This window comes from Wolbachia endosymbiont (group B) of Sphaerophoria taeniata, from assembly GCF_947179355.1.
GTDB lineage: Bacteria > Pseudomonadota > Alphaproteobacteria > Rickettsiales > Anaplasmataceae > Wolbachia.
The window spans coordinates 142,053-168,258 of record NZ_CAMXAW010000003.1; the positions used below are offsets into that span (position 1 = coordinate 142,053).

A 26,206-nucleotide genomic window follows, 5' to 3' on the forward strand; every position below is an offset into this window, starting at 1 on the left:
TTTCGCAAGGCTTTAGTCTCTAATGTTGCACTTGTAGAAAAAATATATTGATCATTACATTATTATGTATAGTATTAAAAAATATTCTATAGTATGAGGTAAAGCTATGGCAATGTCACATGAGCAATGGGAAATAATACTAGGTATAGTTGATCAGAAGGCAGATTTAAGCAAAGATAATGTAATTGAAAAAATAAAAGAGCTACTAAATAAAGCAAGGATACTGGAGAGAAAAGAAGTATTAAGAATGTTAGAAGGGGTATCGCATAAATTAGAAATATCAAACGAGATTCCAATAGTGCAAGAGACACCAGAGCCATTAAAAAAGAAAGTAAAAGTGCAACATATACCACAGACATTAGAGAAATCAAAAAAAATACTAAAAGAGCAAGGAGTATCAGATGCACAAAAGATATTAAAGAGAGTACTAAAAAAGTTAGGTGTACAAGAGACATCAGAAAAATCAAAAGCAGTGACGACAGAAGATGTACTGAATGTGCGAAAAACATCAGAGAAAATGCCAGTGATGTTAGATACACAAAAGATACTAGAGGCAATAGAGAAGCTAAAGAAAGCAAGTAAAGATGTGTATCACGAGTGGAAGAAAGCTAAATTTAATGTAAATTATTGGTTTACATTAAATTACGATATACATAGTGGGTATGATCAATACGCATTATTGTGTTTAGCTATGGATTTTAACTTGATGAATGTATTCAATGCTATGCTTAAAGTAAAAGGATTCGATATTAATGCAACAAGTCCGTTGTTCAAATGGACTGCTTTACATTGGGCTGTTGAAGATAGGAACATAGAAGTAGCACTCAAGCTAATAGAAGAAGGGGCAGATGTTAATCTGTTGGATTCATCTCAACGGACTACTTTATATCAGCCAGCTGTAAATGGCGATATAGAAATAATAAAAATCTTAGTAACGGAGCAGGTAAATCCTAATTTGGAAGATCTGATGAACTTGACTGCTTTATATGAAGCTGCCAGGAATGGCCATAAAGAAGTAGTAAGGTTATTAATGAATAATGGAGCAGATGTTAAAAAGAATGGGGCGCTTAAACTTACTCCTTTACATATTGCTGTTGCAAATGTTGATAGAGCAATGGTGGATTGTATAATAAAAAACGACAAGAATATCGACAAAAATATTGAGATAGTAGATGTATTTGGATGGACTCCTCTATATTGGGCTGTTACAAAGAACGATATTTCAATATTAGAAGACCTATTAAAGTGCATATCAGAACATGGAGCAGATGTTAATCTAGAGGATAATTTAATTGGACGATCTCCCTTACATATTGCTGCTACGAATGGTAATGTGGGAGCAGTAGAGCTCTTAATAAAATATGGAGCAAATGTTAACTATAAGGATGCATGGGGATGGACTCCTTTTAATTGTGCTGCTACAAAAGGCAATAGAAAAGTAATGTATTATCTAATAGCCCATGGAGCAAGTATTGAGACGAATGATCCACAGAAAATATTACTTTCTATTTGTCCATATAATTATCTAGAAGCAGTAACTACTATGATACAACTTGGAATATGGAAGGATATGATGAAATTGATGGGAGCTGAGTTTTTACGTTGTGCTGCCAGACATGGTGATACACTAATGGTACATGCTCTATTAGAAGCTGGAGTAAATGCTAATGCAGATGATGATTTAGGATCAACTGCTTTACATAAAGCTGCCAAGTATAACCATCCGGAAGTAGTAAGGATCTTAATTTTATATGGAGTAGATGTTAATGCACAGGATAGCTCTGGGCAATCTCCTTTAGCTTATGCTGTCGAACGTAGACACTGGATAGTAGTAATGACCTTACTATGTTATCGCGCAAATACTTCATTGCCTGATCACTGTGGTGAAACTGTAAGAGATTTAGCTGAACGTCAAGGTATAAGTAATCTTCTAGTGGAAGCAGAACAAAGAGCAATAGCTATACTTACACAGCTTGACTTAGAATCAAGTATACTCAGAAACAAAAAATTAATGACAGTGCAACACACAGAATCACATATGTTGAGAGAAATAGAATCACATAATCTATCTATCAGCTTTGAACGTATGATAAGAGATCAAGCTAATCAAATTGAACAATTACAGTATAACGCTAAACTTAATGGAAAAGGAGTAGCACTTATAACTGACCGCATTAAATGTGTGCAGTTAGGGACTAACACTAAAGCGTGTCCAGATGAAATGGATGGAGTAAAAGAACAAATATTACATAGTCCTTACAGGTGGTCATATCGCACTAAAAATGTTAATGTAGGAAGAGTAACATCTTTAGCTAACGGCATTGAGTGTATGAAGTCAGGGCCTAACACTGAAGCGTGTCCAGGCCCTAGTACTAAAGAGCCTAATACTCACCTCTCTATGATCGAGAAACTATCATTGTTACCACTTTACTCAGCTATAGGAAAATATGAAGCTGTTATAAAGAGTTAAATAATCCTCTAAATTCCAGCACGCAGCACTCGATGCAAGTAGCTGAAACTGAGGAGTACATTAGGTATGTTAGATTTTAGTTTACACAATAAAATTTTTATAAGTAAGATGTCAGAAGGTATCAAAACCATATTAGTAGAAGACAATAACGTTAGGCTCGATAGGTACATTAGAAGAATTTTTCCCAATTTGAAACAATCTGCAATTGAGAAGTCTTTAAGGAAAGGATTAATCAAGGTTGATAATTGCACGGCAAAATCCAGCGATAGAGTGAATTCTGGGCAAACTATAACGATAAGATACTTAGATTATATTGAAAACACTAATTCTGATCGTAAATATAATGAAAAATTAGTAAATTTACTGAGAGACAACATACTATATGAAGACGAGTATATATTAGCTATAAACAAGTCAGCAGGAATAATCGTTCAAGGCGGTATAAAGGTAAAAATTAGCATTAGTGACTTGCTTGACCAAATAAGAGAAGGGGAAGTATTTAAAATTGTCCATAGACTTGATAGAGATACAAGCGGAGTAATAATATTCGCGCGCAATGCCAGTGTTGCAAGATACCTTATGGAAGAATTTAAAGGACGGAGGATAAAAAAAACTTACCTAGCATTAACTTCTGGTATACCGAGCAAAGATAATGGAATAATAGACTACCCGTTGGTGAAAAAATATATTTCAGGGCAAGAAAAAGTAGTTATTGATGAAGACTCACCTCAAAATGCCACTACGCATTTTTCAATTATATCAAGATTAAAACATAATGTTGCTTATTTAAAATTACAACCAATTACCGGCAGGACACATCAGTTGCGTGCACATTTAGCTCATATAAATTGCCCTATTCTTGGTGACGGTAAATATGGTGGTAAAAAAGCTTTTATCGATGGGGTAGTAAATCAGATCCACCTTCATTCGCATTCTTTATCTTTAAAATTACCAAGCAATAAAGAAATCACTATTACTGCACCTATCCCTAGGCACATCGAAAAATCTATTGAAGTGCTATCTTTCAACTGAAACGATTTCACCAATCAACTTTTCTATCTTTGGCTTTAATTTGAAGTACAGATATTAGGCTAATTAATGCACAGATAGTAAGATAAATGCCTGCTGCAAGTTTTGTTTCAGTTTTTTCTATAAGCCACATGCATATCGATGGAGAAAGGCCGCCAAAAATACCTGCAGATATGTTATGTGCGAGGCTAAAGCCAGTGCATCTAACTTTTGTTGGAAATAACTCGCAGGCGAGAGAATTATATATTCCAAAAGATGCGCCTATCGGCACACTTATTAATAGAAAAGTGAGCGTTACAATATAGTGGTTATCATTTGATAATAGCGAAAGTACCGGCAAACTGACACAAGCTAAAGCTAATAACGTAGGAATGATCACGTTTTTTCTTCCAACTTTATCAGACAGTATTGCAAACAACACTGCAGACGTCCCAAATGTAATTTCAACCATAATCCTTACTACATTTTTAATATCAATATCTGAAAGAATAAGCTCTTTTACAGATATGTTGTAAAACATGATTACTGAATAAACAATTGCGTTTTGAGCAATGCCAAGTCCAATTGCTATCACAAATGCTCTTTTATAATTCTTGATTAATTCTAAAAAGGGAGAATTAGATAAGCTTTTATTTTGGTCATGAGTTTTATATGCTAGACTCTCTTCCATTATGTACCTTATTAAAAAGCCTATTACACCCATAACAGAGCAGAAATAGAAGAGCAACCTCCAGCCCCAAATTTCATAATTTTCACCTGTAAACTTTTTGCAAACAGCTATCATTACAAAGCATGTAATAGAACCAAGAGCACCACTAAAAGCTTTCATGCTACCTAAAAAGCCTAGATTTTTTTTATCGCTTGAATGCTCTATTAAAAAAGCTGAATTGATACTTGTTTCTCCACCTGCTGCCATTCCTTGTGTTATTCTACAAAGCAGAAGCAGCATAGGAGAAAATATTCCTATTTCTTTAAAGCTTGGTATAATCGCAATTGCAGTAGATGATATCGAAGCTAATATTAAGGAAGTCAGCAAAATTTTCCTTCTGCCGTATTTATCTCCAATGTAACCAAAAATAAATGCACCAAGTGGTCTAAATCCAAATCCAATTGCAAAACTGCCAAGAAATTTGATTGTGCTTAAATAATCACTTTCTGAAGGAAAAAAAACGTTGCTTATTATATGCTTTAAAACTCCAAACAGAGTTACTTCATACCATATAATCATATTGCAGATTATGCTTGATAGTATTGCTTTTTGAATATTGTTCATAACTTCCAGTTTACCACACTCCGCTATAAAAATTTTTATTCAACAACCTTTAAAGACAACTCACGTAAATGCTTATCCTCTACTTTAGAAGGAGCACCCATTAGAACATCTTCACCTTGCTGATTCATAGGAAAACAGATTACTTCACGAATGTTCGGCTCATCAGCAAGCAGCATAACCATTCTATCAACCCCTGGTGCTATTCCACCATGAGGTGGCACTCCAAACCTAAATGCACGCACGAGCGCACCGAATTTTGTATCAACTTCCTCTTTACTGTAGCCTGCAATGGCAAAAGCTCTGTACATAATATCTAGTTTGTTATTACGAATTGCTCCACTTGACAGCTCTATTCCATTGCAAACAAGATCATATTGGTAAGCAAGGATATTCAGTGGATTCTTTTCTTCTAAATCTTTCAAGCCACCATGTGGCATAGAAAATGGATTATGAAAGAAATCAATTTTTTTACTTTTATCGTCATACGCAAAGTAAGGAAAATCAATCACCCAACAGAATTTGAAGATATTGTCATCTATAAGACCTAGTTCTGATCCCAAAAGAATACGCACTTTCCCTGCAATTGTTGCTGCCTCATTCTCTTTGTCAGAAGCAAAAAACACACTATCTCCAGGCCCTACATTCGTTACTTCTCTTATGTAGTTTAGCCTATTGTCATCGAGGAATTTAGCAATCGGTCCTTTCGCAGTACCATCTTTATCAAACGTTATATATCCAAGGCCCTTAGCACCGAATTCTCTTTGCGCATGTTCTATCTTTTTATCAAAGAAGCTGCGTGGTTCCTCTGCTGTTTTAGGAGCAGGGATAGCTCTCACTACCATACCACGCTCGATATTGTTTTTGAAAATATTGAACTCTGAATCACGGAAAATTTCCGTAACATCGCTGATTAATAACGGATTACGCAAATCTGGCTTATCAGAGCCATATTTGAGCATTGCATCTTTGTATGTAATGCGTGGAAAATCTTTATCGACAGACTTGCGAGAAAATTTGGCAAATACTTTGTATAAGCTAGACTCAATAACCTGAAATATATCTTCTTGAGTCACAAAAGACATTTCAAGGTCGAGCTGATAAAACTCCCCAGGAGAACGGTCAGCCCTTGCGTCCTCATCACGAAAACAAGGTGCAATTTGAAAATATTTATCAAACCCTGAAACCATAAGCAACTGCTTAAAAATCTGTGGAGCTTGTGGTAATGCATAGAATTTACCAGGATTTAGTCTGCTTGGCACTAAATAATCACGTGCTCCTTCAGGAGAAGAGGCAGTAAGTATTGGAGTTTGAATTTCCAAAAATCCTTGCTCTATCATGAGCCTTCTCAGCTCTGCAATGATTTTTGAGCGTAGAATAATGTTGTTACGGGTTTTTTCACGTCTTAAGTCAAGAAACCGATATTTAAATCTCATATTTTCTGGGTATTCTTGCTCACCGGCAATACTTGCTAATATACTTCTTTCTTCTTTTGCTATTTCTTCATCACAGTGGAACTCAACTTCCGATTCAACTTGTAAATTACTAACTATAACTTCAATTTCTCCTGTGGAAATAGAGCTATTTACCGTATCTTCAGTTCTAGCTTTGACTATTCCTGTGACAGTAATCACACTTTCTGATTTTAAATTTGAAATTTCACCAAAAAAGTCTTTGTCATTATTGAATACCAGTTGAGTAATTCCATAAAAATCTCTTAAATCAACAAAGATTAGGTTACCATGGTCACGTTTACGGTACAGCCACCCAGAGAGAGTAACTTCCTTTTCTACATCATTCTTCCTTAATTCATTACACGCGTGAGTTTTATAGCAGTTCATTTAATTGAAATTTCTAGAATACAGAAAGATTATAAAATAAATTAACCTTTGGGCAAGCTAATATCTAAAAATCCTTTACAAACAATTCTGATTTGGATATAATTTTTTTGATTGTGTGTGTTGAGGTATACTTATGAATTCTGAAGAATTAGAGGAAATGTTGGCTAAAAAAAAGAGGGTGGATGCTATAATAAAAGATCTTGTTGATACTGTTACCAAAAATGATTCAGAAAAAGTAAAGTCAATTTTTGAGAAAAATAGTTCCATTATTCGAGATGTTGTTACTGACGTTAATTCCCAAAGCGGTACAAATTTATTAGGTGATGCTGTTGATGAAGAAATAGCTAAGTATTTAATAGAGCAAGGTGTAAGTTTCAGCGCTGCAGTCAAAAAGGCGATTATGAAAAGAAATTTAGGGTTAGTAAAATCAATCTGTCAGATAAATAAATCAATAACTAAACATGAGTTACAGCAAAATCCTGAGCCACTACAATCTGCAACTTATGATCACAAATTTAATGATAAAATTGCAAGGTATTTGATTAAACAAGGTGCAAATCCTAATGCAACTGATCATCTTGGTCGTTACTTACTTCATCTGCAAATTGCAAAAAGCAATTTCAAAGGAGCTAAGGCTTTAATAGAAAACGGCGCGGATGTTAACTTAATAAATCAAGAGGTAAAAAGCTATCAGAACTTAATTATTGGTGGTAGTGCGTTAAAGGGTGAAACTGCGTTGAATTTTGCAATTAGAATATATTACAAATATAAAGACATAGACGATCAAAAATCTGATGAAACCTTAAAATTTATAAGTTATTTAATAGAACAAAAAGCAAACTTAAATATTAAAGATTGTAATGAGATGGTCCCTTTAGATATTGCTATATTTCATAATTCTCCAAAAATAGTAGAATTATTGATAAAAGCTGGTGCTGATCTTAATGTTGGAAGGGAAAAAGCAGAAGGTGTTTTAAAGTATGCAATTACTGAAGGGCATATAGATATAGGGAAAGCTACAATTCGATATATTTTGGAACATGACTCACACTGGTTAACAACTTCAAATAAACCAGATCTTCTCAATGACCAACAAGAGTTATCAGTCTACTGGGACGAATATAAAGCTCAAGTTAAAGAACTTCATGATATAGTGGAAGATAGAATTGACTTGACTGGTGGCGGCTCTACCCGTCCTATAATGAGAACAGTGAGTGGCTTTTTAGATCATGAAAGTAGAAAAAATCTAGTAAAATCATCATTCATATCTAGTGCTGAGGCACCAGAAAATTTTTGTCCGAGAAAGCTGGCTGTTATAAGTGTAGCTGCAATAACTTGCGCTTTAGCATTATATTTTCTTGCTCCATTAATCATTGGGTCTTCTGCTGGAATTGGTACTCAACTAGCATTAGGAGCTGTAGGTGCAGTTGTAGGTGGTGGAATTGGAATCTTGACCAATGTGGCAATAGATCAATGCTACGTTAATTCAGCTACTCAGAAAGCTGACTAAAATTAAAGCGCCATAGATTGCTAAAACTCCATAATTGTGGAGTAATATAATGTTACTTTCCTCAAGCCTTTAGCTCCTCAAACACTTCACTTGCTCTATTTAAAACAGAGTCAGGAAAACCAGCAAGTTTTGCTACATGTATTCCATATGACTCATCTGCAATGCCTTCAATTACTTCATGTAGAAAGATAACCTCTCCGTTCCATTCTTTTATTTTCATACAAAAACATTTCACATTTTCTAAGTATTCACCTACTTTAGTTAATTCATGATAATGAGTTGCAAAAATGGCGCGGCACTTATTTACATTGTGAATATGTTCAATCACCGCCTGTGCAATAGATAATCCATCATACACCCCTGTGCCCCTACCAATTTCATCAAGTATCACCAAGGAACGGTCCGTTGCCTGATTTACTATCGTTGCTGTTTCGATCATCTCTACCATGAAGGTAGAATAACCAGCTGTTATATTATCCGTTGCGCCAACCCTGCTGAATATCTTGTCAATCACTCCAATATGCGCACTCTCTGCTGGCACAAATGACCCCATATGAGCTAAAACTGCAATGAGAGCGTTTTGCCTCAAGAAAGTGCTTTTTCCAGCCATATTAGGACCAGTAATTAGATGTATACCAGCTAAATTGATGCTATTTGCAATGAATTTATCGTTAACTTCAACCACTGGATGTCTTCCGCTACAGATATTGAACTCTTTGCTGTCATCAATGATGGGTTTTACGTAATTATTTTGCACTGCAAGCTCTGCAAACGCGGTTCTAATATCAAGTTTTGCCAAAGCATTTGCAGCAAGAGCAATTTTTTCAGATTCTTTAGCGACTTCACTACACAGTTCACTAAAAATTTTCATTTCTAAGCCGATTGCAGCATCACGTGCCGTAAGAATTTTATTTTCTAGTTCTTTCAACTCATTAGTAGTGTAGCGCATGCTATTTGCTAAGCTTTGTCTATGAATAAATATATCCGAAGTTATTTTGTGATTTGCCGACACTTCAACGTAATAACCGAGTATGTTGTTATGTAATATTTTAAGTGCGGCAATACCAGTTAGGTCGCGATAAGATTCACGGAGTTTGGTTATTAGTTTATTACTATTATTTAATATGTAGGATAACTCAGATAATTCTGAGTTGTATTTTGAGTGAATAAATCCTCCTTCTTTCACGGAACTGAGGTTATTATCAAGTATAGCACTATTTAACAGTTCAAATAGGTCTTTATGATTGCCAAGGCTTTTATGTATTGTGCTTAGTTCACTTTCGTCACTACTTATCACCTGAGTAGTAGACACTGGTTCCTTTTCTCTGGTCAAGCACTGGAATGACATCTGAGAGTTAATTTCTGATTTTTCACTTAAACAATAATTATGCAAGGTAGACAGAAACTCAGACAACTCTAAAGTTTTTCCTAGGCCTATTTTTAATAGGTTCATATCCTTTGGTGAACCACGCCCTAGTATTAAGCGCGATAAAGACCTCTCAATATCTGGAATGTTAGATAATATCTCTCGTATTTTTCTGCGTGGCTCATGATTATTTACAAAAAATTGAGCGGTGCTGAGCCTCAAATTAATTGCCTTAGAGCAAGCAAGGGGTGAAGCGAGCATTTGTTTGAGCAGGCGTCCACCAGAGGCTGTTACTGTGTGATCAATAACTGAAATTAGTGAACCTTTCTTTTCACCAAATTGAGTTGAAAACAACTCAAGGTTTCTCCTTGCTGAAGCATCAATAAGCATGAAATTTTGTTGCTTATAGGTTTTTGGGAATTCAAGCCTTGGAACGGAGCCCCTTTGTGTTACTCTGACATATTCAAGCAGTGCACCACACGCCATGATTTCTACTTTGCTGAAATTTCCTATACTCCCAAGTTCCCTGATTTTATAAAACTCGCATAACGTTCTGTGAGATTTACTATACTCAAAAAAGCTCTGTGCGTGTTGCGTAATTGATATTTTATAATTTTTTAAAATCGATCTAATTTTTTCGTCCTCAGTGAATTTTTCAGAAATTAATAATTCTCTTGGTGATATACGCAATAAATCACTATCTAGAGCTTTCAAACTCGTTAAAATGTGAAAAAATTTTCCCGTCGATAATTCAAGCCAACTAATAGCATATTCGTCATTTTGTTCAACTATGGATGCGAGATAATTATTGCTTTTATCCTCCAGTAGTGAATCTTCTATAATTGTACCTGGAGTTACAACTCGCACTACATCACGTTTTACTATGGATTTATAGCCCCTCTTTTTTGCTTCATCAGCAGTTTCTAATTGGTCACAGATTGCTACTTTGAATCCTAAATCTATTAGCTTGTGCAGGTAAGACTCACTACTGTGTGCTGGCACTCCACACATTGGTATTTCTTGCCCATTTGAATTGCCCCTCTTGGTTAGCACTATATTCAGCAATTTCGCAGCTTTAATAGCATCATCGAAAAACAATTCATAAAAATCGCCCAGTCTATAAAACAATAGATGATCCGTGTATTGAGCTTTCAAATTTAAATATTGCTCCATTACAGGGGTATTTTTTTCTCTTATTAAGTTCATAACATTTTTAAATATGTTAGCAGCAAACCACTTACTCTGGTGTTGGTTATTTTATTATGGATCAATAATTTTTTTTAGCTATAGTACAAAAACAAATAGTTTGAGGTAGAATTATGGAATATGAACGGTTGTTAAAAATATTAAGGACAATAAGTGACTTAAATGAGAACAATATAATCGAAAGGGTAAAAGAGGAATTGGAAAAAGAAGATCCAGACACGTATAAAAAGTGGCAAGATAATGGATTTAACATAAATTATACATTCGATGATCAAAGTACATTGTTACATATAGCTGCTAGAAATGATCTTGTAAAGATAGCAGAGCTTTTAATAAAAAAAGGGGGTAATGTTAATACAGCAGATCAAGATGGATGGAATCCTTTACACTTTGCTGCTGCAAGTGGTAGTATAGGAGTGGTAGAGATTCTCATAGCAAACGGGGCTAATGTTAATGCAGCAGATCAAGATGGGTGTACTCCTTTGCATTGTGCTGCTCACAATGGACATAAAGAGATAGTAGAACTCCTATTAGACACGGGGGCTAATGTTGATGCAGCAGATCAAGATGGGTGTACTCCTTTGCATTGTGCTGCTCACAATGGACATAAAGAGATAGTAGAACTCCTATTAGACACGGGGGCTAATGTTGATGCAGTAGGTAAAGTTAAGATAACTCCTTTACACGCTGCTGTTCGCTTTGGTTATACAGAGATAATAAAAGTTCTCATAGCAAACGGGGCTAATGTTAATACAGCAGATCAAAATGGGTGTACTCCTTTGCATTGTGCTGCTCACAATAAAAATAAAGAGATAGTAGAACTCCTATTAGACACGGGAGCTAATGTTGATGCAGTAAGTCAGGCTGAGAGTACTGCATTACATCATGCTGTTTCTGCTGAAAATTGCCAAGTGGAAATAGTAAAAGCTATTATAGAAAAGGAAGCTGCTGTTGACATAGCGGATAAATACGGGCGTACTCCGTTATGCTGGGCTATTAGAAATGGCTATTCAGAAATAGCAAGAATTCTACTTGAAAACAAAGCAGATCCTTTATTGGGACATAAAAGTTTTAACACATTAAAGCTCTTGATTGAATTAATAAAAAATGATTTTAAGCACTCTAAGAAAGCAGAAGAAACACAGCAACAAGAGGATGATGAATATGAATTGATTAAATACTCACTGGTACTTCGCAATGACTGTTCTTTAACTGATATTGCTGAAAGAGGTGCATTTGGTAAGTTGATATCTACGTGGCTTGTTGACATGTCCAACTTAACAGAGAGTCAGAAGGAGTTGAATAAAAAATTCTTAAGTACTTTTAAAGACTTTCCACATGTTACTTATAAGGATTATAAGAACGATGTTGAAAAAATTAAAAAATTTTTACTGGATCATAAAAGTAATCAAGATCTAAAAACCATCCTCAACCTTAAAAGAGGAGAATCTAAACTGACAATACTGCATATTCTATCAAGTATGGAATGTAGCAATGCGGGAGAATTCATAGATTTACTGTTGAATTCAGGTGCTGATCCTAATGAAAAGGACGACACAGGAAGAACACCTTTACATTATGCTACTCGTTCTGGTCATTGTGATACAATTATCAAATTGCTTCTAAGGAAAGGAGCTAATCTTGATATAAAGGATAAAAAAGGTAAAACCCCAATAGAATTTGCAGTTAATAATCCCAACCTTAATATTAAAGAGTACTTTTTAACTGATGATGTTATTTATGGAACTTTTCGTAAAAAAACACAAGTTGACTATAATGGAAAAAAGTATTTGTGCAAAAGTGTAAATCTATGGGGGGAGGATTTTCTACTAGATGAGCAAGATCCAGGTAAATATTTTTGTAAATTAGATGAAGTTCAAGACATAAATCAGCTAGAACAGGTTGTAAATGAAGCTATAAAATCTAGGGTAAGGTTCAATCTTACTCGTGAGGGAAATATATATGAAAATACTTATGAGAGTAGGTATAATTTTACAGATTATGTAATAAGAAGAATTAGTGAATTAAAGATTTTTCAAGGTGAAAGGGACATAGAAGTTGCTAGTCGCATAGTATGTAATTTGGTAAAAAGAGGTGCAGTATTTGAAACTCTAAGTAGTATAATTGTAATTGATAAACTAGAGAAGTTTAAAGACCACAAAGCTAATCTTAAAGAAGCACGTAAAAGCTATATACATTACTCTCTAAGGTTTTTGGAAGCTGCAAAAAACGCAACTACTGGTAAGGTAAAAGAGGCAAAAATGGACAACTTCACTTTCTACTTGAAATACTCAAAGAATAGTATAGTCGAGGTTGCAAAAATCATAAATGGAACAGATGAAAGCACAGAATTTCGAAGAGACGTGATAGCAATCGGTGAAAGCGAGACAGAAATTTTAACAGAAGGTGGGGTAAGAAATTATACTGACCTTATAGGTAATATAGTACTGACTTTTCATACTGATTTGGGAAAAGTAGATGCTAGATTGTATTCTGATGTCCAAGATGAAGGAAAAATTATAGTAGAAGTGAGTAACAAGGAGGAAATATTGGAAAAGTTTAAAAATTATAAAGAAGAGTTAGGTAAGAACTGCTTGCTTGGTGGTTCTTCTGTCTACGACGCTATTAAGCAGGGATATTTTAAAAGGCCTGAGGAAGTAGATTCCATATATCATGTAAGTTCTTCATTAGAAAATATATCTTTATTTCCTATTGTACAACAGAACATAGAGAAAATTCGCCAGAAAGGTTACTGAAGGAACTACTTTTTTGCTAGAAGGCAAAGCAGCAAGGAGCGAACCAAAAGCGATAAGAAAGGATCCAAGCCAGATTATAGACATTCCAGGTTTATAGTGCACTTTAGCTGCAATTTTGCTCTTACTCTTATCAATCTCTCCAATTACAACATAAATATCAGAAAATAAATTGTGGTAGATACTGCTTTCAACATTTTTCTGACCTTCCGCAAGGTAAAATCTATATTCAGGAGTTACTTCACCTAATATCTTATTATTCAGCAAATTCCTGATATCCATTGTACCCCTCACTGCATGGAAATTTTTTTCTTTTATTAGCTCAATATTTCGTAAAGTAACTTTAAATTTATTGACTGTTATGCTGTCTCCTATTCCCAAGTAGTTTTCTTTTTTCTCCTGCCAACCAACTGAATAAGATATACCAAGCACTAGAATTGCCACTCCAGCATGAGCAAGCATCATTGCATAGTAGGACTTAGAAACTCTTCTTGCTAATAAAATTGATTCACCAAATGCTACCTTAAATAAACAAATTCTTTTACTATATGCTTCTAAAACAAATATTAATAATGCTATGGAGATGGTAATTGATAGCACAATCATTAGCTCCATGTGAAAGATAAACGGCAAAATAGCTGCAGCACTACAAAATGAAAATCTATATTCACGGAATATTGGCAATAGACTATTTCCCTGCCAACTGCAGTATTGCCCTATCATGGTGAGCACTAGAATAGCTAGTGCAATAGAGTTAAATAAAGAATTGTAATATGGTGCTCCAACTGAAATTAATTCACCGGTTAAATACTCAAGCACTGTAGGGTATAAAGTGCCAACGAACACGATGAAAAAGGCAGTGATGAATAATAAATTGTTCATCAGCATCATCGTAAGGCGTGAAAAGAATCTTCTACCTTCTGTCACTTGAGTAGCAGATTTCTTTTCAGATTCCAATATCGAATACTGGAAAGATGTGTGATTCTTTCTCGTAAACACTACAAATATTACTAAGCTACTGACTGTAATTACACCAAGTAGAGCTAATATATAAAGTCCATATCTTGGGTCATCTGCAAACGTGTGCACTGAGGTAAGTATTCCTGAGCGGACTAGAAATGTTCCAGTCACACTCAATATAAAAGTTGTGAGCGTAAGTAAAATAGCAAAATTCCTTAAAGTATTGAAATTTCGTACAACGAGCAACAAATGTGTCAGCGCCACTGCAATTAGCCACGGCATCAAAGAAACGTTTTCCACTGGATCCCAAAACCAAAATCCACCCCAACCGAGTTCACGATATGCCCACCAGCTACCCAAGCTGATGCCCAAAGTGAGCAGCGACCAAGAAATAAGTACCCAAGGCCTGACAATTTTAGCCCAAACATTTCCTTCAGTATTTAAAATTAATCCAGCTATAGAGAGCGAAAAAGGAACGCTAAATCCAAGGTACCCCAAATATAATACCGGTGGATGAATAGCAAGGCCTATATCCTGCAATATCGGATTAAAACCCAGTCCATCTGTTTCAATGCCTGGCATTTTAGTGAAGGGGCTGGATTCAAGTAAAGTGAACAGTAAAAAACAAAAGCAAATCAAGCCTTGGGTGATAAGAGATATTTTTTTTAATTTACTACCATTAGTTCGTTCTGGTGTCATGCCAGTGCTTGACACTGGAATCCATTTTTTATTACACTGCCATTTGATGTACTCATTTGCAATTAAATTCCAGTGTCTGGGCACTGGGATGACAGAAGGTATATAAATATCCATTAGTAATAAATACATGACAAGCACTAAGGTCCAAAGCAACATAGACCCTTCTTTATTTCCCCAAACACCACAAATCTTATAGATCAAAGGTTTTGTTGTGTGTGAGTGGTAATATACGTTTTCAAGTGAGAAATCATTTTTAATGTGGCAGTAGATCAAAATAGCCATTGATGCTGACACACAAAAAAATATGGCAGAGGAGACGAATCGGTAAGAACTAAACGGTAGAAACAAATACGTTAAAGATAACAAACAGGCTACCAATAACAATATATTCCCAAATTCAGGCATAAGATTCATATAATGATATTACTAATAATAAATTGGGAGTTAAAGTTTTAATATAGGAACAAAGTTAATCTTCAATTATATTAATAGTAAGTAAAAATTAATCATTAAGCTTTTATACTTTATATTATATAACATTAATATTGTGAGGTAATATTATGGGCACAACTAAGATTAGTGAATTTCTATTCAATATAAAAGGTAAAGTGGCAAAACAACATGCTGAACCAATAATTGAAAAAAATCTCTATACTATTTTAGGATTCAAAGATGTAGAAGATTTAGAACATAAGACAAGTAAGTCCGTTAACAAAAAAATTTGGCAGCTATTTATTGATTGCTTTACAAAGGAAATAGATTATGTAGCAACTAAGCAAGTTGTAAAAAACGTTGTTTGTAATATTGCCAAAAGTGCCCAAGGCAATGCTTTTACTGAAGCTGAAAGCTTAATCTTAAACGAAAAACAAGATAATAAAAAGAGAGAAAGAGCGATTAAAAAAGCTACTAGTATTTTAAAAAAAATCAATCCAGAAAAAGCCTTCAATGAACTTTCAGTAATAAAAAAACAAGCCGAAGATTTTTTACAAACCGATTTTTATAAAGCGCAGAGCAAACCACTGCCAGGATTTGCTACATCTGGTGCGCAGCTTTTTGCGGAAACTTTGAAATATATAGAAACACTAGAAAAATTATCAGAAGTTAAAAAGGAAGATTTAACTAAGAGTTTCCTATTAAATTATATTAGTTCACTGAACAAAAAGTATCCTAAATCACAAGGTAAAAGGGAAGATGCTATACGAATACTATCAAGCGATGAGTTGAAGAATTTTTATAATAAAGGTGTAGAGGAAGGAATACTACAACCGCTGGTATCATATAAAGAATGCAGAAATCTGTATGATAAAATGAGCCAAACAAAGAATGAATGTATAATCAAAAAAGAAGAGCATGAGAAAGCAAGTAAGTCAATAACCAGTATAATTAGTGACATAAAAAAATGTAGAGAAGCAGTCCTTAATTGCAAAAATTTTCAGAGCTCCTACATAAAGGAAAAAGCAGAACACCCATTTAGAGGCACCTCATGTCAAAAAATGATTGATATATATCAAGAGAGAATTGCTGGATATCAGGAAAAAATTCGTCAAAACCTAAACCAAATAAGAGCAATATTAAAAGATACGCCGCAAGATGTGGAAGAATTCGAAGAAATAATCAATTGCGCACATGAAGCAGAGCAGTATGATGAAATTTTTGATTCGGCTTTAATTTGTTTACCGAACATACAGAATAAGCTAGATATTCAACCAGAAAATCCCCTAACAGAACTCAGAGCTTCACAAATTAACGTTGAAATTGAGCTAACTAGGCTCTGTGAACAAAATATTAGAGTAAGCATGTGAGTGCTTCAACAAAATTCAAAAAACCAATAAAGACCTCATAAGTCTTATCAAGTATCCGTTCAGGAGAGTGGTTTAAGAAACAATAGATAAGAGGTTTTGGAAAGGATTGAGACCCCTTTGTTTCCATGTTAAGTATAACGAAATTATCCGTTCAAGGAATGCATTTCCCCGCTTTGATTGTGTAAAATACGAATTTTTGCGGTAAACGACATAATGCCGTATCTGCTGTTCAGCATGGTTGTTTGTCAGCGGAATGTTTTTTGGGTCATCTAAAAAATTCCACATCATTCTTTCAGATTTCAAAATATTTTTCGCAACTCGAGAGGCTCCAATTGCTTCAGGTAAGTAGGATATTTCCTTCAAGTAATACCTTGTACGTTTTCGCAACTTTCTGGCACGTCTGGCAAATCTAAAAACATCTATCTCATTTTTTAGCAAAGCCTTTTTTAGTGCAAATAATTCAGTAGCTACATTTCTTAAGTAACAGCCAAGAACTTTGACTTCAATATTCCAACTATGCGCTAATCTTTCAAAATCCCTTGCTAAGTGTGCCCAGCAGATTTGCCTTTTTTCATCAGCAAAGTAATTGTATACTGCGTACCTGTCGGTTACCACTAAGCTATTATGATTGCAGCATGCGTTATTTTTTAAAACTTTCATTCCTCTTGACTCTGTCAACTTCACAAAACTTGCCGTATTGCTTGCAAACATCCAACACCAAGCGAGTTTACCTTTGTTATAATGGCTCGTTTCATCAATATGTAGAACTTTACTCCTACTTATCTCTTGTTCGATCTGCTCATACATTTTTTTGCATTTTGAAGCAACTCTATGTTCACTATTTGATATGCTAACGACGCTTATGTTCAAATTGAAGATATCATTTACGACACTCGCTATTTCGCGTTTTGAATTTTTGTAGAATCCGCTGAACGCTGCAATTATTGACTTAACCCTTGGACCAAATGTATCTGACGTAACACCTTCTGGTAACTTACTGCTTCTTCTTTTTCCGCATCTCCGGCAACGACCATGCTCCATCTGATATTCCACTACATAAGGCCTAATTTCCGGAAGATCAACTTTTTGATGAATGTACGGTCCATTGCATATTGCAATCCCTCCTCCGCATTCACAAGTAGATGACAACTTTACTTTTATCACCTCATCTGCATCCATTTTGGCGCGAAAACTTCCTTTATGACCAACCTGACCACCAACGTTTCTGTCGCTCTTTGGCTTGTCCTTTTTTATTTTGTACAACTCTCTAGAGCTTGGTAGAGATGAATTTTTCGAGTTTAAACCAAGCCTTTCCTTTAATTCAGCGTTCTCTATCTTTAAAGCCTTGTTCTCTGCTTTTAAACTTTCATTCTCCCTTTCCAGCTTTTCTATTTTTGCTTCTAACTTTTCTATTTTTTGCTGTAAATTTTTGCAAAGCTCTAAAAGGTTTACCACATTACCTCACTTTTGCTCTATGATTATCTTTTTAGATCACCTTGTCTACCTTATTCTGCCACTCCGCTGAACGGATACCTTATCAAAACAGGAGATTTCTAATAGTGGCAAATACCATGTATTTCTTTCAATTTGCCACTATTACGCCATCTAAATCACACATTGTCTTCCAGAAGGAAAATTTTTGTTCCACTGGCAACCACCTCATGTATAGCTTTATAGCTCTTCTCACAATAATCCGAACAGGTCATAATAACATACTGCTGGCCTCTTGGCTTATAATAGCTATAAAGACGTTTTTACCTCCGTTCGGACTATTATAAGAAGAGCTATACTTCCATAATAAGAAAAATGGCAAAAGCAATTTTAGATCTACTCTAATAAAAGCCTATTTTCCTTGAAACTAAAATAGCTACTAAATGTGATAATAATATGATCTATTAATTCTATTCCTATGCTTTTGCAAGCTTCTGCAAGCTGTCTGGTGAGAAACATATCGCTACTTGAAGGCTGTATATCTCCACTTGGGTGATTGTGGGATATTACAATCGATGTTGAGCCAATCAAAAGAGCGCGTTTTATGATCTCTCTAACATAAAGAGGAGTTTGATCTATTGTACCAAAGTTTTGTAGATCTTCTGCTATTAGACGATATCTTTTATTCATATAGATAACGCGAAAATTTTCTTTATTAAGGCTTCCTATACTTGCTTTTAAATAATCAAGCAATTTTTCCCAATTATTGATTATAGGTAGGTCCTTTACTTCTTCTCGTGCAGAACGAACAAAAGCCTGTTTAACACAAAAGATAGCAGATATAGCTGCATTACTAACTCCTTCGATATTCTGCAGTGCTTCTAAATCGGCATTAAAAACCTTATTTAAACTACCAAAATTTTCTATCAAACTCTTTGCTACTGGCTTTACATCAATTCTACTATATGCTGAATATAAAATGTGTTCTAAAATCTCATAATCAAGTAATGATTGTCCGTTATCTGAAATAATTCTCTCTCTTAGGCGCTTTCTATGACCTTTTTTGTAATCTTTCATTATTCATGAATTGCTTATCTCTTATAATAAGAAATTGAATTTTTAAGTAAAATATTTAATAAAATATATGAAGCATAATTGTAAATTTTTGAAGACAGCAAATGAAAGTAGCCCCTCTCTTGTCATCTCCTGCTCCCTCCTTCTATGTCATCCCAGTGCTCCTTCTATGTCATCCCAGTGCTTGACACTGGTTTCTTACCAACAAAAACCTAGCATAACTTTTGTGCTCAAAAAATTTCCAGCATCAAGTGCTGGCCTGAAGCTTTAGCTGTAAATGTTAAGAAATTTACCAAGCGAAAAAAAAGGCAAAAAAATCCCCGTGTAACGAGTTTTGACCCTATAATAATGTAAATTGGCGCTGTAATAATGTGCTAACGCTTAAAATAAGCGCGTTTTGGCTGAATGTAGAAAAAAAAAAAGACATGCAGCCGCTATAATTTTTATGTAATTTGCCAATAAATACCTGAGTTTTTTACTGAATTTTTGTTGTTGAACCCGCGCGGATCGAAAACAAGGATAAATACTGTTATTGTCATAATAAGGGGGCTGGCGCAGTTTGTCAAGGAAGTTTTATGCGAGAGATCTATTGAAATGCTCGTGCAAAATCATACTATTAATTAGTACACTATAAATTTAAAATTATAAATATGTTAAGCAAATTAGTAACTTTGCTATTAATTTTTATATTTCCTTTTTACTCATACTCATATCAGTTTAGAACCAAAGCAAAGCAAGCAATTGTCTTAGATTTAGCTTCAGACTCGTTCATTTTTGAACACAATTCCAGGGAAAAAATGGCCCCATCTTCAATGAGCAAATTGATGACTTTATATGTAGCTTTTGATTATCTAAAAGCTGGAATAATAAAAATGGAAGATAAATTTCGAGTAAGTAGAAAAGCATGGGAAAGGAAAGGCTCTTCTATGTTTTTGAAAGAAGGTCAATTTGTTACGGTAAAAGAACTACTTGAAGGAGTTACAATTGCCTCAGGTAATGATGCATGCATAGCGCTAGCCGAGGGTATTGCAGGATCAGAGGAGAATTTTGTTGCTGAAATGAATGAAGTTGCACAAGATTTAAATCTTAATGATAGTCATTTTGTTAACTCAAGCGGGTGGCCAGATGAAAACCATTTTATGAGCGCAAAAGACTTGGTAACACTGGCAAAAAGGATTTTTACTGATTTTCCTGAATACTATGATCTATTCTCTGAACAATATTTGACATATAACGATATTGTACAAAAAAATAAAAATCTTTTACTTTTCCATGATATTGGAGTTGATGGTCTAAAGACAGGTCATACAAGTGCTGGTGGTTATGGCATTATAGCATCTGCAAAACGGAACGATAGAAGAATTTTTGCTGTCGTGAATGGTTTGGACACCGAGAAAGAGCGAATAGAGGAAGCAAAAAGACTAATACAATATTCCTTAAATCATTTTAATACCAAGAAAATATTTGCTAAGGATAGCGTAGTTGAAGAAATAAATATTGTTTATGGAAAAGATAAAAAAGTGCCCGTTACAGTTGCAAACGATGTTACCATAACTTATAACCGCAGATTACATGATAAAATTAAAGTGCGTATTGAGTATAAAGATATGGTACCCGCACCAATTAAAAAAGGTCAAGAAGTGGGCAAAATTTTTGTAGAAATACCTGGTACTGAGCAACAAACTATACCTGTTTATGCAGCAAATGATGTGCAGAAATTGAGCTATATAAAAAAAATTTTTAGAAAGTTGTTTTAATCAGCAAATGTAAGTTAAGGAGACCTGAAATACTAATCTACTTTCAACCTCTCAGCATGTAAACTGCGTGGTAAAGATTCCAACTCTTTTGCAGCAGTGAGTTCTTTATTTTTTGCATGTATACCAAGCTTATTGAATTCTCGGGCAGCAGGAAACACTCTTGCCTCAAGCGAACCAGCAGTTTTATTGTAATGATCAACAGCACTTTTTAAGCTTCTGCGTAAATTATCAAAATTTTCGCCCATTGTGCAGATTCGCTCATATAAAATATGGCCTAGTTCACTTATTTTCTTTGCATTTTCAGCTATCATCTCTTGCTTCCATCCATAGGCTACTGCCCTAAGTAGCGCGATTAAAGTGATTGGTGTTGCAATAATTACTTTTTTTTCTATTCCAATTTCTATCAAAGCTGGTTCACATTCTAGTGCTGCGCTGAAAACCCCTTCTCCTGTTAAAAAAAGCACCACAAACTCTGGCGTATTTTCAAATTGGTTCCAATATTCCTTTCTGCCTAGATCGTTTATATGTTTTTTTATCGCCAGAGAATGATTCTTCAACTTTTCCCTTTGTATCTGCAAATCATTTTGTGACATAGCATCCATATAAGAATCAAGTGGCACTTTAGCATCTATTATTATTTGCTTTCCTGATGGCATTTTTATTATTAAATCAGGACGTAACAAATTATCCTCATTTTTATCAACCACTGAAGCTTGAGTAAAAAAATCGCAATATTCAACCATTCCCGCCATTTCTACCACTCTTTTGAGCTGCATTTCACCCCACTTACCCCTAATGTGAGGTTTCCTCAGGGCGTTAGCAAGGTTAGAGGTTTGACTCATTAATGCTCCAATTTGCTCCCTTAAACCTTCATAGGCCCCTACCCTCTCTTTCTCTAGCTCACGTATTTCACTGTCGAATTTTTCTAATTTTTCTTTTATTGGAGTGATAACTTCGTTGATCGTTGCTTGCCTTTTTTTGAAGTCACTTTCTGTTTCTTTTAGCTTATTATCGATCACTTCTTTTGCTAAGTTCAGAAAATTATTATTGTTTACCTGAAGAGCATCAAGAGAAAGTGCTTTAAAAGTGTTCGTAAGCCTCTCCTCTGCTTTTGTTAGTAATTCTATTTCCTTTTTCTTTTCTTCACGCTCTTTTTGAAGAATTACTTCAAGTTCTGCGTTCCTCACTTTCAAATCAACTATTTCCTTATTTTTATCTACTAAAGACTGTTTTGCCTCTTGAAGTTCATGTTCTACTTTAAGTAAATTCTTCTCAAGATTCTCACTAAATTTTCTGTTCTTTCTTACAACAATATAGAGAAATAGTAGTAAAAAAAGGAAATTCAATACAAAAGCTATAGAATTGAAAAGCATCAGAACACAGAAAAAACCGCACTCACAATACTATCTAATTTTTTTATATATAAAAAAGAAAAAAAGAGCACCTGAAGAGATGCGCTTACTGAAGGGCTTGGTTTGCTAATTAATAACCGTTTTCTTCTACACTTGGATTAGTAACAGAATGTCTTTTTATTGAAAATCTTATGTAATAGTTATTTTTATAATATCAAATAGCACATATATTAACAACTCAATTTTACTCTCATTATTACAATACTTACATACCAGTTACTTCACTAAAAACTTAGCTTCAATCCGGCCAAAAGCACATATCCGGAGTTATTATCTTCCACTGCAAGCTCCTTAGTACTAAATCTTACAATATCAAAGTAATATGAAGTACCAACAGCTAATGGATATTCAAGACTGAAAGCCTGTGATGTTAATTCGTTTGTACCTTTGTCTGCAATATCCCTAACACTATTAAAATATGTTAAGCTCACTTTACGAGAATCAGAATGATAAGCAATACCTGCATTTACATAATGCATATTATTTGTTTCATGACTACGCTTCTCACCAGATTTACCACCATTCCCGTACGACAAAATGCAATCAAGTTCAAAAAGCTTTAGTTTCACACCAAAATTCCAGTGTAGTAATTGATTATGACACTGAAGATCGCTAGAATTTTTGTTTGTACAATCAGTTAAATTTTCCCTTGCAAATTCACCAGTCAAAGCAGTAGTAAAATTTATTTCATCTGATAGGGCATTTTTATAGGAAAGACCAGCGGCTATTAAATTATTATATTGTAAATTATTTTTACCTGGAACATAACTGAATCCAAGTTGAAAGTTATGAATTTCAGGAGAAATATAGTTTATCATTGGTTGTTTTAACTTCAGCTCTAGTCCATTATAGTCGCTGTAAACATTGGGTTTTACCCAAAATACCTTGTCCTTATCATACCCAGGGTCATCATCTTTTTTTCCATTACCGCGCAGATTTGCATAGTTTGTCCAATGACCATTTATTCCCCCAGCAGCTGTATAAATTTTTGAAGTGTTAATTAACATACTCTGACTAACTAAACTTCCTTTACCATATTCAAATGATCCAAACTCCTGATTCTTTATGATAAAATACCACTTCTCCATTTCTAACTTTTCTATGTCTAGTGCCTTTAAGTTTGCAATACCAGAAACTCCTGCCTTAACATCAAAACCCATTTTAGTATTTGGATAAACTTGCTGTAAATAAAGCAAGCGCAGGTCTGAATAGCTTGAGGTCTTGTCTTTTGTAGAGCTAAAAGAATCTCTGTTGAAAGCGTAGCCAAATCTTAAATCTATTTTTCCATCTAGTTCTGCATAAAATATCTCCTTATCTAGAATTACCCTAGCATTGACACTCCCTACCACGAATAATAATGAAAATAGTTTGATCAGTAACCTCATAGTTAAGCTTAAATTTTTAATATAAGCTTAATAGAAATAAAAAACAATTCTTATATTGTGTAGAACTTAGATACTACAAACCAATTAATGACAAAAGCGTTTAAGCATTCTTCACACTATGTTTTTGAATTATATTTCCATAAATAATTGATATACTTGGTAACTTTCGCTTTAGTAACTGCTTATTAATGGTAGAATATATACGACTAATTATTTTAGATGTGTTCTTTGCATCACAGTTAATCAAAATAAAAAGCACCTTATTCTCATCAATAAATCCTAGAAAATCATCACTACGGCAATTTTTATAAAAATGCTCTGTGATCATACTCAATGCATCGTTTATCTCATTAAATTTATTATTGAAGCCTATTATTCCTATAACTGCATTAATTTGATATTCAAAGGCAAAATTCAATATGACATATAACTCCAAAATCGTTGAATCATTGTCTGGTATATCAAACAAGTTGTGTTTTTTATATTTCTTACCCATCAGATATTTATCCCTAAACATTGCTAGCTTATGAAACAGGCTAATGTCACGTATCAATAGCTCATAATTAATCTTGCTATTAGTAAATTGAGTTGTGCGAAAAACTTTTACCTTTGTTTTTATATCTTCTCCTTTAGCGTCGATTAAAGAAAAGCCTATCACTTTTGGCAATATATCGGGCAAATCGCGCCCATCTTCAGTATACTCCAAATAGCTTTTCATATCTTCAGCTGCTCTTTTACTTAAAATATTGATTAACGGCTTATTAAGTAAATTCTCTCCCTCACATTTTAATAAATTCCTTGCAGCTTGATTGAGTCCCAAGATTAATACGTTCTTTTTCTCATTATCCTGACAAACAGATATCACAGCATCATCTTTCCTTCTTTCAGTTATAAAATCTTCCATATCTTCTCACATATAACGTATTTATAAGTATAATAAGATTGTATTAAAATTCATTTACCCATTAATATACTTGATAAAGTATAGAAAAATCGTCATGTTGCTGCATGTTCTAAGTCATGATAAAGGAATCAAAATTACAAATATAATTTTGCTTATTCTCTTTATACCTTCACTACAACAACTTATTTTGCTGTATTGGATTAGATGGTTGAATATAACCTAAACTACTGTAACACGATTCTTCGTATGAAGGTAGTAGTTCCTCAAGCGGTGCTGAAGGTTGTACTTTTTCATAATTGTCAGAAGGAAAATTGTCTAATTCTTTATTATTAGTTGCCTTATCCATACATTTTATTGGTTGCTCTATATAGTCTTGTATTTCTTTTGTAAAACTATGATTTAGATAACAACTTGTTAAGTAAGCTACACCTGCTACTGTTAGTGCTAATGCTACAAAAACTAAAGGTGAAGCTCCTATACACCTAAAAACCTTTACTTTATACATACTCATATGAGCAGGTGGGTCAATGGTTGTTGCCAAAAAAATAAAAAAACCAAGTGAAAAAAATATTAACACGCAAATTCCACCCAATGAACAAGATCCTAACGCTACTTCTTTTAATGATTCTTCGTTTTTCTTTTTATTATTAAGGCTTCGATACATTTTATTAACGTTAGTATTGCTAATATAATCTTCTAGTTCTTTTAAAATTTGAGTCTTTAACTCTTCAATCTCATTATCTATTAACGAATAGTATTTTTTATACCGCTGCTTCAATTGAACGTCTAATACTGATTTACCACCATTGAGAAGATTTAAAATGTCTTTTTTGCATAACTCAATCTCCTGAGAAATTTTAGAATCGTTTTGTCCTTTTATATCTTGATCCACTTTATCCTGTAGTTTTTGACCAAAATCTTTAAATACAGTTCTGCAAGAAAGGTATTTTAATATAATAGGTAAAGCTAGCTCATTTCCCTTACTAAGCAAAGATAAAAGCTTCAAAGCGAAAGAATTAGGTACTGCCTCTCTTGGTAGAATTAAGGTGAAATCTTCCAATACTTGGCAAACTAATTTTATTGAATAATCTTTAAACCCTTTTGTACCAAATTTTAATGAAGCAAAAAATTCTTCTAATTCTTCAAAAGGACAACTATTTTCCTCTAATTTTACTTTTATAATATTGCTTAACATTGTAACTCCACTAACCGTTTTATACATGTAGCTTAACACTATTTTAATAATTTATTAAGAAAGTTTAATTATTAATTATAATATTTAATAAAATAAATAGACTCTTTTACATTTCATCTGCAAGAATCTTTTGCTTAGTTTG

Annotated in this window: 16 protein-coding genes; 6 read left to right on the forward strand and 10 right to left on the reverse strand. The window is 34.1% G+C overall.

Annotated features, from left to right (window positions below; genetic code table 11):
* The first annotated feature begins 112 nt into the window (after nt 1–112).
* Together ONG75_RS04580 and ONG75_RS04585 are read left to right on the forward strand one after the other, a co-directional pair.
* Entirely contained in the window at nt 113–2,470 is a 2,358-nt protein-coding gene (locus tag ONG75_RS04580; protein WP_264375891.1) for an ankyrin repeat domain-containing protein, read from the forward strand.
* A gap of 108 nt (nt 2,471–2,578) precedes the next feature.
* Nucleotides 2,579–3,502, forward strand: a complete 924-nt coding sequence (locus ONG75_RS04585; protein ID WP_064085499.1) for an RluA family pseudouridine synthase — start codon at nt 2,579–2,581, stop codon at nt 3,500–3,502.
* 7 nt (nt 3,503–3,509) lie between these two features.
* Here ONG75_RS04585 and ONG75_RS04590 read toward each other — a convergent pair whose 3' ends face one another.
* A complete protein-coding gene (locus ONG75_RS04590) occupies nt 3,510–4,772 on the reverse strand; it encodes an MFS transporter (protein ID WP_264375892.1) in 1,263 nt (420 codons plus the stop codon).
* Between the two features lie 35 nt (nt 4,773–4,807).
* Nucleotides 4,808–6,610, reverse strand: coding sequence for an aspartate--tRNA ligase (gene aspS / locus ONG75_RS04595; protein WP_264375893.1), 1,803 nt, complete (start codon nt 6,608–6,610; stop codon nt 4,808–4,810).
* A gap of 133 nt (nt 6,611–6,743) precedes the next feature.
* Between aspS and ONG75_RS04600 the strand changes: the two genes are divergently transcribed.
* A complete protein-coding gene (locus ONG75_RS04600) occupies nt 6,744–8,120 on the forward strand; it encodes an ankyrin repeat domain-containing protein (protein ID WP_264375894.1) in 1,377 nt (458 codons plus the stop codon).
* A 61-nt stretch (nt 8,121–8,181) separates the two neighbouring features.
* On the opposite strand, the gene mutS is transcribed toward ONG75_RS04600, so the two are convergent.
* Nucleotides 8,182–10,692: a DNA mismatch repair protein MutS gene (gene mutS, locus ONG75_RS04605; RefSeq protein WP_264375895.1), complete on the reverse strand. Its 2,511-nt coding sequence runs from the start codon at nt 10,690–10,692 to the stop codon at nt 8,182–8,184.
* Between the two features lie 113 nt (nt 10,693–10,805).
* On the opposite strand from mutS, the gene ONG75_RS04610 reads away from it, so the two are divergent.
* Entirely contained in the window at nt 10,806–13,448 is a 2,643-nt protein-coding gene (locus ONG75_RS04610; RefSeq protein WP_264375896.1) for an ankyrin repeat domain-containing protein, read from the forward strand.
* Here ONG75_RS04610 and ONG75_RS04615 read toward each other — a convergent pair.
* Nucleotides 13,395–15,509 carry a heme lyase CcmF/NrfE family subunit gene (locus ONG75_RS04615; protein ID WP_458694722.1) on the reverse strand — a complete coding sequence of 705 codons (2,115 nt, stop codon included), beginning with the start codon at nt 15,507–15,509 and terminating at the stop codon, nt 13,395–13,397. The two genes, ONG75_RS04610 and ONG75_RS04615, sit on opposite strands and share 54 nt — an antisense overlap.
* 155 nt (nt 15,510–15,664) lie before the next feature.
* On the opposite strand from ONG75_RS04615, the gene ONG75_RS04620 reads away from it, so the two are divergent.
* Entirely contained in the window at nt 15,665–16,906 is a 1,242-nt protein-coding gene (locus ONG75_RS04620; RefSeq protein ID WP_264375898.1) for a hypothetical protein, read from the forward strand.
* A gap of 72 nt (nt 16,907–16,978) precedes the next feature.
* Here ONG75_RS04620 and tnpC read toward each other — a convergent pair whose 3' ends face one another.
* The gene (gene tnpC, locus ONG75_RS04625) at nt 16,979–18,361 is read right to left on the reverse strand and encodes an IS66 family transposase (protein WP_264375454.1); all 1,383 of its coding nucleotides are present in this window, start codon (nt 18,359–18,361) and stop codon (nt 16,979–16,981) included.
* A gap of 372 nt (nt 18,362–18,733) precedes the next feature.
* Nucleotides 18,734–19,414, reverse strand: coding sequence for a RadC family protein (gene radC / locus ONG75_RS04630; RefSeq protein ID WP_264375899.1), 681 nt, complete (start codon nt 19,412–19,414; stop codon nt 18,734–18,736).
* 647 nt (nt 19,415–20,061) lie between these two features.
* On the opposite strand from radC, the gene ONG75_RS04635 reads away from it, so the two are divergent.
* The gene (locus ONG75_RS04635; protein ID WP_010405178.1) at nt 20,062–21,168 is read left to right on the forward strand and encodes a D-alanyl-D-alanine carboxypeptidase family protein; all 1,107 of its coding nucleotides are present in this window, start codon (nt 20,062–20,064) and stop codon (nt 21,166–21,168) included.
* Between the two features lie 32 nt (nt 21,169–21,200).
* On the opposite strand, the gene ONG75_RS04640 is transcribed toward ONG75_RS04635, so the two are convergent.
* The 4 genes from ONG75_RS04640 to ONG75_RS04655 form a co-directional block, all read right to left on the reverse strand.
* The gene (locus ONG75_RS04640) at nt 21,201–22,541 is read right to left on the reverse strand and encodes a DNA recombination protein RmuC (RefSeq protein ID WP_064085792.1); all 1,341 of its coding nucleotides are present in this window, start codon (nt 22,539–22,541) and stop codon (nt 21,201–21,203) included.
* Between the two features lie 263 nt (nt 22,542–22,804).
* Nucleotides 22,805–23,965 (reverse strand): porin, encoded by a 1,161-nt coding sequence (locus ONG75_RS04645; RefSeq protein ID WP_264375900.1) that lies wholly within the window; start codon nt 23,963–23,965, stop codon nt 22,805–22,807.
* 100 nt (nt 23,966–24,065) lie between these two features.
* Nucleotides 24,066–24,869, reverse strand: a complete 804-nt coding sequence (locus ONG75_RS04650) for a hypothetical protein (RefSeq protein WP_264375901.1) — start codon at nt 24,867–24,869, stop codon at nt 24,066–24,068.
* Between the two features lie 172 nt (nt 24,870–25,041).
* A complete protein-coding gene (locus ONG75_RS04655; protein ID WP_264375902.1) occupies nt 25,042–26,064 on the reverse strand; it encodes a hypothetical protein in 1,023 nt (340 codons plus the stop codon).
* Between the last annotated feature and the right edge of the window lie 142 nt (nt 26,065–26,206).